The following is a 10,698-nucleotide window of genomic DNA, read 5'->3' on the forward strand; positions in this document are numbered from 1 at the left end:
AAAGAAACAATGGAACCAGAAAAGTTACAAACGTTGCAAGCAGAAAACAATCAACTTGAAGCGAAGTTGACTAAACGTAACGAACAGTATATTTTTGACTTGAAAAAAGCTTTAAAAGCAGCGAATTTAACAGATGAACAAACTATCGTAGCCTTAAATGAGATGCTGCCAATTTTAGTCGAGGAACAAAAAACTGGGAAAACCGCGCGTCAATTATTTGGAACAGTTTCAGAGCGACTGGATGCAATTGTTAACAAACCAGCTGAACAGAAAAAATCGACTACCGCATCACTGATGTGGCTTGACAATTTCCTACTGTTATTTGGTCTATTAGGAGTTGTTGCAGGGATCATGGGATTGTTTGTTTCACGTGGAACACAAACTGTGACCTATGGTTTAACAACATTGATCGTAGCTTCTGCCGTCGGCGGTTTAGTGTTCTATATGATGTATTTATTTGTTTACCAATTCGAGCAGCCTGGAGCGGATAAATCGAAAAAACCGAAAACGTGGAAAACAATACTTATGTTGGCCTCAGTTACGATTGTCTGGTTCTTGGTTTTTAATGGAGCAGCATTATTGCCGCCAGCGTTAAACCCAATCCTTGATCCAATGGTTATGATTATACTATCGGGGTTAGCGTTAGCATTACGCTATTACTTGAAAAAACGTTTCGGCATTATTAGTAGTCTAGCAACGGCACCAAGAAGATAGCAAAAAAGAAGCAAAGTTTCCAAGGGAACTTTGCTTCTTTTTTATTTTGTCACTTCAGCGACTATTTTTGCTATTGCTTGTTGCTGATAATCAGCAGTGGCTTGTTGAATGATTTTTTGTTGTGCTGCTTGATTCAAAGTTGGATTTTTCATCAGAGCTTCTTTCACTTTATCTTGGACAAACGACTTTGCTTCAGTTTGCATAGAAGTTTTATTTTCTTGTACTATTTCTGCTAGCTTTTTAGCTTGTTTAGTACTTAAAACCAGCCAATTTTTTTGTACTTCAAAGATATTTTTTTCTTCGATTAACAGATGATTTTTACTAGTAAATCTAAACCAAAATTTCGCAGTATTATTTTTGTAGACCCAATAGGATTTCTTTATTTTTAATTGAGATTTTGTTTGATCCTTTTTTACGAGATTCGTAACATGATCTGTTCCCGTTGATTTTGGTTTTATCTGTGATTCATTGGTTTTATACAAAAAAACTTTTTCTTTTCCGTTACCAAGTGGTTGATAAAGCAACATCTTCATATCTTTGCTATCAGCAGATGAAGTTAATGATTGAGTAGTCGTTTCAGTGACTCTCTTCATACCATAGTGATAGTGATCGTTTGCAATAATAAAACCTAGGCTAACTAAGAATATTGCTGCGAATATAATCGAAAGGAATGTTTGCCAAGTTTTTTTAGCAAAGATATTTGTTAAGGAGAATGCTAATATACTAATAATTGTGACAACAAAAATCATTTTGGAATTCCCCCTTCAATCTTTTTATTCTTTTTCAAGAAGAAGGTGATAATAAAGCCTACTAGTCCGAATATTACAGCTACGAAGAAAGCTGCATGATAACCAGATAAGGTGGCGTTGATTGCTTGGTCTTTATAAAATAGAGGTAAGGATTTTAGCAAACTTGCTTTTGGCAAGTTGTCTTTTGTGACATTAGTTAAAATACTGATTAAAACAGCCGTACCGATTGAACTAGCAACTTGACGGAAAGTGTTGTTTACCGCAGTACCATGACTAATCAAATTCATTGGCAAAGCATTCATACCGGAAGTAGTAACTGGCATCATAACCATTGATATACCAAACATCCGTATTGCATAAAGAATAACAATCATTACAATTGGTGTTTCTTGAGTCAAGAAAGCAAATGGTAACGTAGCTGCGGTTAGGATTAACATCCCGCTAATTGCTAATCGTTTAGCTCCGTGTTTATCAAAGATTGCGCCAGTAATCGGCATCATCAACCCCATAATCAAAGCTCCTGGCAATAGCATCAATCCAGAATGAAAGGCAGATTCACCACGAATATTTTGAATATATAAAGGAAGAACCATTTCAGCACCAACCATTGCCATATTTACGACACCGCTTAAAATAGCAGCAATTGTAAAAGTTGGAGATTTGAAAACACGTAGTTCTAAGAATGGATGTTCTAAATGTAGTTGACGCCATACGAATAAACCGATAACGAATACCCCTATGACTAAGAAACTAATAACTTTTGAGCTGCCCCAACCATCATTACCTACGGAAGAAAAACCATATAATAAGCTACCAAAGCCGACAGTTGATAAAAAGGCCGACAACACATCAATACTTGGATTAGATAATTGAATGACACTTTTCATCAAAAAGAATGCCAGTACTAAAACTAAAATGACAATTGGAATGACCATACCAAAAAGGTCACGCCAAGTATAATGATCTATGATCCAACCAGATAGGGTAGGTCCTAAAGCAGGAGCGAGACCGATGACGATACCAGCCATTCCCATCGCTGAGCCGCGTTTTTCTGGGGGGAAAATTGACAACATGATGTTTTGAAGCAATGGCATGGAAATACCTACTCCAGCAGCTTGGATTAATCGACCAATTAATAAAGTAGAAAAATTTGGGGCAATAAAACAAGTTATTGTTCCAATCAAAAAGATTGTGATCGCTGTTAGATACAATCTCTTTGAACTAAATTTATTGATCAGCCATGCGCTGATTGGGATCATAATCCCATTTACCAGCAAGAAGCCAGTTGTTAGCCATTGAACACTAGAAGCAGATATATTAAAAGCTTTCATTAGTGCTGGAAAGGCTGTTGTTAATAATGTTTGGTTTAACACCGTACAGAAGGTTCCAATTAATAGTACTACAACTAATAAGGAACGATTGTAGGGTTTTCCGTAAATATCGACCGTTTGCGTATTACTCACGATCTAACGCCTTCTCTCTTTTAAGAAATTTTCAGAAACAATAATTGTTCGTCTGTAACTTTACTGCTATTCAATTTCTTTGTCAACTTGCTTGACACCGTTGTTAGCAAAAGTATAATCAGAAATGAAGAGAGGGATGCATTGTGAAAAATAGTACGGTCAAGCAACTTCTAGAAAGTGATGATTTATTAGTCGGCATTAGTGAATTGAGTAAAGTAACGGGTGTTTCACCTCGACAGATTCGCTATTGGGAGCAAAAAGGATATATAGAATCAACAGGTGAAAAGAGCGGAAATCGAAAATTTAAGTTACCAATGGTTGTCAAGGTAGAGATTATTAAGCATTTTTTAGATGAAGGTTACACATTGACCGCATCAGTGGAAAGAGCCCACCAGCGACAAAAGAATATCCATCAAGCAAAATTATTGGTACGTGAGGTATTTAAGGGAATTCAGCAAATAGATGATCGTTATACAGTAATACACTTAGATGATTTTATGAATAAGCAAGGCTTTTATTTAATTCGCGATACTGAAACAAATAAAACGACATATCAGATTATTGAAGAAGAAAGTGAAATTACAACGGAATTTCTTGAAAAATGGTTTGAATAAATAGAAAGATAAAGGTTAGATGAGGATTTTGCCTCAAGTTGTTGACTTCACTCGTTCATTCTGTTAGTTTTTTTATTAAAAATAATTCTGGGGAGTGGTAACGAACAATGTCTAATTGGGAAACGAAATTTGCAAAAAAAGGTCTGACATTTGATGATGTTTTGTTGATTCCGGCTGAGAGTCACGTATTACCGAATGAAGTGGATATGAGTGTACAATTGGCAAAAAATATCAAACTGAACATTCCATTGATGAGTGCAAGTATGGATACTGTAACAGATAGTAAAATGGCGATTGCTATGGCTCGACAAGGTGGACTTGGAGTTATCCATAAAAATATGAGTGTTGTTGCCCAAGCAGATGAGGTTCGAAAAGTAAAACGTTCAGAAAGCGGTGTAATCATTGATCCGTTTTTCTTAACACCAGAACATAAGGTACAAGATGCCGAAGATTTGATGAGTCGCTATCGTATTAGTGGTGTGCCAATCGTAGAAACGCTTGAAAATCGTAAATTAGTCGGTATTATTACTAACCGAGATATGCGATTTGTAACAGATTATGATATCCCAATCCATGAGGTTATGACAAAGGATGGTTTAGTCACTGCGCCAGTTGGTACTAAATTACAGGATGCAGAAAAAACACTGCAAAAACACAAAATTGAAAAATTACCAATCGTTGATGAAGATGGTCGCTTAAGCGGATTAATCACGATCAAAGATATTGAAAAGGTTATTGAATTTCCTAACGCAGCGAAAGATGAGCATGGTCGCTTATTAGTTGCGGCGGCAGTCGGTGTTACTAGTGATACATTTGAACGAGCAGAAGCTTTATTAAAAGCAGGGGCTGACGCCATCGTAATCGATACTGCTCATGGACATAGCGCAGGAGTTTTACGTAAAATTCGTGAGATTCGTGAAACATTCTCCGAGGCTACTTTAATTGCCGGTAATATTGCAACCGCTGAAGGCGCAAAAGCGTTATATGATGCAGGTGTAGATGTTGTTAAAGTTGGTATTGGTCCTGGATCAATTTGTACAACGCGTGTCGTTGCGGGTGTTGGAGTGCCACAATTGACGGCCATTTATGATGCAGCTTCTGTTGCTCGTCAATACGGCAAAGCAATCATTGCTGATGGTGGAATCAAATATTCTGGTGATATCGTAAAAGCCTTGGCAGCTGGTGGACATGCAGTTATGTTAGGTTCAATGTTAGCTGGTACAGATGAATCTCCTGGTGAATTTGAAATTTATCAAGGGCGTCGATTTAAAACTTATCGAGGCATGGGATCATTAGGAGCAATGGAAAAGGGTTCAAGTGATCGTTATTTCCAAAGTGGAGTCAATGAAGCGAACAAACTAGTTCCAGAAGGTATCGAGGGACGAGTGGCTTACAAAGGTACTGCGGCAGATATTATTTTCCAAATGATTGGCGGATTGAAGGCTGGAATGGGTTACGTTGGTGCGGGAAACTTAGAACATTTACGTGAAAATGCACAGTTTGTCCAAATGAGCGGAAATGGTTTAAAAGAATCACATCCTCACGATGTTCAAATTACAAAAGAAGCTCCAAACTATTCAGTTGAACAATAAAAGATTAATATTTTTAGATTATTGATAATCGAAAACAGAGCGGCCTCACAATACGAGGCCGCTCTGTTTTTGACTAAAATTAAGAACAGAGTTTTAACTATTAGTCTTCTTTTTTAATAACTTTTACATTACCCATATACGGAACTAATACTTCTGGAATCGTAACTGATCCATCTTCATTTTGATAGTTCTCTAAAATAGCGGTGACGGTTCGACCAACAGCTAAGCCAGATCCATTTAACGTATGCGCATATTGAACTTTACTGTCTTCATCGCGATAACGAATCATTGCGCGTCGTGCTTGGAAATCTTCACAGTTTGAACATGAGCTGATTTCACGATAAGTATTTTGGGCAGGAACCCAAACTTCAATATCATAAGTTTTAGCAGCTGAGAAGCCCATGTCTCCAGTACATAAAGTAATAACACGGTAAGGTAAGTTTAGTTTTTGTAGAATAATTTCTGCATTTTGGGTCATTTTTTCTAGTTCATCATAAGAATTCTCTTTATTACTGAATTTGACCATTTCTACTTTGTGGAATTGATGTAAGCGAATTAATCCGCGTGTATCGCGACCAGCGCTCCCTGCTTCAGAACGGAAAGAAGGAGACAAAGCAGTAAAGTAAATCGGTAAATCTTTTCCATCTAAAATTTCGTCAGCATAGTAATTTGTCAACGGGACCTCAGCAGTTGGAATCAACGTTAAATCGCGATCTTCAACTTGGAAGACATCTTCTTTAAATTTAGGAAATTGTCCTGTTCCGAACATTGCTTTGCTATTCACCAAATAAGGTGTAATCATTTCGGTGTAGCCTTGTTCATAGACATGCTCGTCTAGCATGAAGTTATAAACAGCACGCTCTAAACGGGCTGCCAAGCCTTTGTAATAAACAAAACGGCTACCAGCAACTTTTGCTCCACGTTCAAAATCTAAGATATCTAATTCTTCAGCAATATCCCAATGATTTTTTGGTTCAAAAGAAAACTGTCGTGGTTCGCTCCAGCGACGTACTTCGACGTTATCATCTTCATCTTCACCAATAGGAACAGAGTCGTGGGGGAGGTTCGGTAAAGTTGTTGCGATCTCAGTCAATTGTGCATCGATATCAGCCACTTGTGTATCAAAAGCTTTAATTTTTACACCGACTTCTTTCATCTCGGCAATTTTATCAGCAGCATCATTTTTTTCACGTTTTAGTTTTGCAATTTCGCCTGAAACATCATTTCGGTATTTTTTAAGCTCTTCTGTTTTTACTAATAATTGTCGGCGTTGTTCGTCTAAATCCAAGAAACGCTCCAAGACATCTTTTTTGACGCCACGAGTTGCCAATTTTTCATTTACTTCTGCAAAATTATTACGGATCATTTTTACATCTAGCATTGATTTTTCCTCCTTTAAAATAAAAAACACCGTCTCATCCCATGAACAGGGACGAAACGGTGTTGAATTTCGCGGTACCACCCAAATTCAGCCTAAAGCTGCACTTGATTAACGGATATCGACGTTACCCGGTCTTTCTTTCAAAAAACGCAGTATGCGAAACTGGATTTCCCTAAGTTGTTTTGTTGATTTTCACCAGCCATCAACTCTCTAAAAAAACAAACCTACGTACTTGGTTTCCTGCATGTCTTATTGAGAACAGTATAAGCAATCAAAAATTTAAAGTCAATGATTATCCGGTGTAGACTTTATTTGATTCTTATAAAGCGGTAAGTGAATAATAAACGACGTCCAATCCTCATTTGATTGAGCATAGATATAGCCGCCATGAAGATTAATGATATTTTGGGCAATAGCTAAGCCTAACCCAGTTCCGCTGATTTCTTGAGAACGAGAACCATCAACTCGATAAAAACGATCAAATAACTGATCAAGGGCTTCTCTGGGGATTGGAGTACCATTGTTTTTAACAGTGACGACGGCTTCATTTTTTGATTTCTCAATCTCGATGATTATTTTGTCGGCTTCAGCTCCATATTTTAATGCATTGGTGATCAGGTTATTAAAGACGCGTACGAGTTTTTCTGTGTCACCATCCATTACCAATTGACTTTCCTGTGTCTCTACTTGGATTTGAATATCTTTTTTCTTAGCTTCTAGCTCAAAGTCTGCAGCCAATTGTTCTAATAACTGTACCATATCAAAAGATACATTATTAACAGGAACAGAGGGCTGACGAACTTTAGAATATTCAAATAAATCTTCTACTAAAGACTTCATTTGTTTTGCCTTCTTATAAGCAATACTGGTATATTTTAGGATTTCATCATCACTTTGATACTGACCATCTTCAATTAAACCAAGATAGCCAATGATTGAAGTCAAAGGAGTCCGAATATCGTGACTGACATTGGTGATCAGTTCATCTTTGGATTTTTCGATCTCTCTCTCGTCTTCAATAGCAGCAACAGTACTGTCAACCAATCCATTAATACTATCAACAACTTTACTAAGATCACCGCGCAATTCGAAAGGAATTCGATAGTTGTAATTTCCATTAGCAATGTAATGAAGCTCATTTATGATATGACGGAGCTGCATTTGTCGATAACGCCGAATCAAACGCCAAAAAACAACTAAACCATCAATAATGATAAAGAAAGGAATAACAAAATTACGACCACTCCAAAATATATCACTATCAAAGTTATTAGCAAAAATATCTTTTGAACGATAGATTGCATCAGTTAAATCAGGAGAATTCTGAAGCATTTGTGTGAATAGAACCATAATCGCCACGTTTAATAGAAGTAATAAGATAATTGTGACGATACCTTCAGCAATTAATTCACTGACTTCCTTTGAGGTGAGAGTGATACGCTTTTTTTTCTCAATGTTATTTTGCATCAATCTTATAGCCCACACCCCAAACAGTCTGGATCACTTTTTCGCCATCAGTCGCTTCTTCGATTTTATCACGTAAGTGGCTGACATGAACCATGACTGTTTTTGCGGAGACGATACTTTCTTGCTTCCAAACTCGTTCAAAAATTTCATCAGCACTGAAAACACGATTTGGATGACTAGCTAACAGATAGAGGATACCGAATTCTAGAGCAGTTAATTGAATTTCTTTTCCGTCAACTGTTTTTACTTCATGAGAATCTTTATTGATAATCAAAGATTGGATTTCTAGTATATCTGGTTGATCCTCCGCAACATGCATCTGAGTACGGCGCAATAAAGATTTTACTCTTGCCATAACCTCTAAAGGATTGAAAGGTTTTGTTACGTAATCATCGGCGCCCGCAACTAGCCCTTTGATTTTATCCATATCTGTTGTTTTAGCTGTTAACATAATAATCGGAATTTGAGATTCTTTTCTTAATTCCTTTACGACTTGCATACCGTCCATCACAGGCATCATAATATCTAATAATAGTAGATCAATGTCATTAGTAGTTCGAAGTTTACTTAGCGCTTCTTTTCCATCATATGCTTTTACAACTTCATAGCCTTCATTATGCAAATAAATACTAAGTAGTTCGACAATTTCTTTGTCATCATCTGCAACTAATACTTTCATTAAATGTTCCTCCGTCCATATAAAAAATAATTACATTACTATTTTACCAAAGAAATCGAAGGAAGGCGAAACTCAGTACCTTGAGTTAAGGAAAAATCAAAAATAAAATGACGAAAATTAATTCTTTGAGATGTTGAAACAGTTGGCTTGTTGATCAAAAAAAACGAACAAAGAACACAACATTTATATTTATTCATCGGGTTTAAAAAAAGTGGGGAAAATTCTTATTTTTTCATTGACCAATTTCTATAAAACTGCTATATTATTTTATGTTCTGAAACAGAACACAATTTTTCGGAGCACCTAAAATTATCATTGACAGATGGCTGATTTTCAGTTATTCTATCAAAGTCGCACAAAACAATGTCGATAATTTCTTCGGAAAAAAACTTCAAAAAAGTCATTGACATTTACTCGGTAACCTGTTAAGATATAAAAGTTGCTGAAACAAAGCGACAAACAATGTAGACCTTTGAAAACTGAACGAATAAAACAAACCAAATGTGTAGGGCGCTTCTATTATAGAAGCAAACAACATAGCAAGCAATATGCTAGCAAGTCAATTAATACAATTGAGCTTAACAGTCGCAAGACTGTTTCAAACACTTTTTATGAGAGTTTGATCCTGGCTCAGGACGAACGCTGGCGGCGTGCCTAATACATGCAAGTCGAACGCTTTTTCTTTCACCGGAGCTTGCTCCACCGAAAGAAAAGGAGTGGCGAACGGGTGAGTAACACGTGGGTAACCTGCCCATCAGAAGGGGATAACACTTGGAAACAGGTGCTAATACCGTATAATAATCGAAACCGCATGGTTTCGGTTTGAAAGGCGCTTTTGCGTCACTGATGGATGGACCCGCGGTGCATTAGCTAGTTGGTGAGGTAACGGCTCACCAAGGCAACGATGCATAGCCGACCTGAGAGGGTGATCGGCCACATTGGGACTGAGACACGGCCCAAACTCCTACGGGAGGCAGCAGTAGGGAATCTTCGGCAATGGACGAAAGTCTGACCGAGCAACGCCGCGTGAGTGAAGAAGGTTTTCGGATCGTAAAACTCTGTTGTTAGAGAAGAACAAGGATGAGAGTAGAATGTTCATCCCTTGACGGTATCTAACCAGAAAGCCACGGCTAACTACGTGCCAGCAGCCGCGGTAATACGTAGGTGGCAAGCGTTGTCCGGATTTATTGGGCGTAAAGCGAGCGCAGGCGGTTTCTTAAGTCTGATGTGAAAGCCCCCGGCTCAACCGGGGAGGGTCATTGGAAACTGGGAAACTTGAGTGCAGAAGAGGAGAGTGGAATTCCATGTGTAGCGGTGAAATGCGTAGATATATGGAGGAACACCAGTGGCGAAGGCGGCTCTCTGGTCTGTAACTGACGCTGAGGCTCGAAAGCGTGGGGAGCAAACAGGATTAGATACCCTGGTAGTCCACGCCGTAAACGATGAGTGCTAAGTGTTGGAGGGTTTCCGCCCTTCAGTGCTGCAGCTAACGCATTAAGCACTCCGCCTGGGGAGTACGACCGCAAGGTTGAAACTCAAAGGAATTGACGGGGGCCCGCACAAGCGGTGGAGCATGTGGTTTAATTCGAAGCAACGCGAAGAACCTTACCAGGTCTTGACATCCTTTGACCACTCTAGAGATAGAGCTTCCCCTTCGGGGGCAAAGTGACAGGTGGTGCATGGTTGTCGTCAGCTCGTGTCGTGAGATGTTGGGTTAAGTCCCGCAACGAGCGCAACCCTTATTGTTAGTTGCCATCATTTAGTTGGGCACTCTAGCGAGACTGCCGGTGACAAACCGGAGGAAGGTGGGGATGACGTCAAATCATCATGCCCCTTATGACCTGGGCTACACACGTGCTACAATGGGAAGTACAACGAGTCGCGAAGTCGCGAGGCTAAGCTAATCTCTTAAAGCTTCTCTCAGTTCGGATTGTAGGCTGCAACTCGCCTACATGAAGCCGGAATCGCTAGTAATCGCGGATCAGCACGCCGCGGTGAATACGTTCCCGGGCCTTGTACACACCGCCCGTCACACCACG

General features: G+C 38.7%; 8 protein-coding genes, 1 rRNA gene and 1 other annotated feature (1 of these 10 cut by a window edge). Of the genes, 4 read left to right on the forward strand and 5 right to left on the reverse strand.

Annotation, left to right across the window (positions count from 1 at the left end; all coding sequences use genetic code 11):
• The first annotated feature begins 9 nt into the window (after positions 1 to 9).
• Complete coding sequence (locus tag IGI52_RS14150) at positions 10 to 714, forward strand: DUF1129 domain-containing protein (protein WP_016179275.1); 705 nt, start codon at positions 10 to 12, stop codon at positions 712 to 714.
• A 41-nt stretch (positions 715 to 755) separates the two neighbouring features.
• Here the strand turns inward: IGI52_RS14150 and IGI52_RS14155 are convergent, their stop codons facing one another.
• On the reverse strand, positions 756 to 1,463 hold the full coding sequence (locus IGI52_RS14155; protein ID WP_311872129.1) for a DUF4811 domain-containing protein: 708 nt from the start codon (positions 1,461 to 1,463) through the stop codon (positions 756 to 758).
• Positions 1,460 to 2,926 (reverse strand): MDR family MFS transporter, encoded by a 1,467-nt coding sequence (locus IGI52_RS14160; RefSeq protein ID WP_311872130.1) that lies wholly within the window; start codon positions 2,924 to 2,926, stop codon positions 1,460 to 1,462. Before IGI52_RS14160 ends, IGI52_RS14155 begins: the two co-directional genes overlap by 4 nt.
• Before the next feature lie 143 nt (positions 2,927 to 3,069).
• On the opposite strand from IGI52_RS14160, the gene IGI52_RS14165 reads away from it, so the two are divergent.
• On the forward strand, positions 3,070 to 3,540 hold the full coding sequence (locus IGI52_RS14165) for a MerR family transcriptional regulator (protein ID WP_016179271.1): 471 nt from the start codon (positions 3,070 to 3,072) through the stop codon (positions 3,538 to 3,540).
• Positions 3,541 to 3,647: 107 nt separating this feature from the next.
• The gene (guaB, locus tag IGI52_RS14170; protein WP_016179270.1) at positions 3,648 to 5,132 is read left to right on the forward strand and encodes an IMP dehydrogenase; all 1,485 of its coding nucleotides are present in this window, start codon (positions 3,648 to 3,650) and stop codon (positions 5,130 to 5,132) included.
• Between the two features lie 100 nt (positions 5,133 to 5,232).
• Here the strand turns inward: guaB and serS are convergent, their stop codons facing one another.
• From serS to IGI52_RS14185, 3 genes are all read right to left on the reverse strand, one after another.
• On the reverse strand, positions 5,233 to 6,513 hold the full coding sequence (gene serS / locus IGI52_RS14175) for a serine--tRNA ligase (RefSeq protein ID WP_048719452.1): 1,281 nt from the start codon (positions 6,511 to 6,513) through the stop codon (positions 5,233 to 5,235).
• 44 nt (positions 6,514 to 6,557) lie between these two features.
• Positions 6,558 to 6,763 (reverse strand) — a binding site (T-box leader).
• Between the two features lie 35 nt (positions 6,764 to 6,798).
• Positions 6,799 to 7,980 carry a sensor histidine kinase gene (locus IGI52_RS14180; RefSeq protein WP_311872132.1) on the reverse strand — a complete coding sequence of 394 codons (1,182 nt, stop codon included), beginning with the start codon at positions 7,978 to 7,980 and terminating at the stop codon, positions 6,799 to 6,801.
• Positions 7,970 to 8,659 carry a response regulator transcription factor gene (locus IGI52_RS14185; protein WP_016179267.1) on the reverse strand — a complete coding sequence of 230 codons (690 nt, stop codon included), beginning with the start codon at positions 8,657 to 8,659 and terminating at the stop codon, positions 7,970 to 7,972. Before IGI52_RS14185 ends, IGI52_RS14180 begins: the two co-directional genes overlap by 11 nt.
• A 607-nt stretch (positions 8,660 to 9,266) precedes the next feature.
• On the opposite strand from IGI52_RS14185, the gene IGI52_RS14190 reads away from it, so the two are divergent.
• Positions 9,267 to 10,698 (forward strand): 16S ribosomal RNA (locus IGI52_RS14190) (it continues 127 nt past the right edge of the window).

Origin of the sequence: Enterococcus sp. DIV0187, from assembly GCF_051713785.1 — a bacterium.
In the GTDB taxonomy this organism is placed as follows: Bacteria; Bacillota; Bacilli; order Lactobacillales; family Enterococcaceae; genus Enterococcus_A; species Enterococcus_A avium.

Bases quoted from the DNA above. Each gene is read 5' to 3' on its own strand.
- IGI52_RS14150 (WP_016179275.1), top strand. From the start codon at position 10: ATGGAACCAGAAAAGTTACAAACGTTGCAAGCAGAAAACAATCAACTT.
- IGI52_RS14155 (WP_311872129.1), bottom strand. From the start codon at position 1,463: ATGATTTTTGTTGTCACAATTATTAGTATATTAGCATTCTCCTTAACA.
- guaB (WP_016179270.1), top strand. From the start codon at position 3,648: ATGTCTAATTGGGAAACGAAATTTGCAAAAAAAGGTCTGACATTTGAT.
- serS (WP_048719452.1), bottom strand. From the start codon at position 6,513: ATGCTAGATGTAAAAATGATCCGTAATAATTTTGCAGAAGTAAATGAA.
- IGI52_RS14180 (WP_311872132.1), bottom strand. From the start codon at position 7,980: ATGCAAAATAACATTGAGAAAAAAAAGCGTATCACTCTCACCTCAAAG.
- IGI52_RS14185 (WP_016179267.1), bottom strand. From the start codon at position 8,659: ATGAAAGTATTAGTTGCAGATGATGACAAAGAAATTGTCGAACTACTT.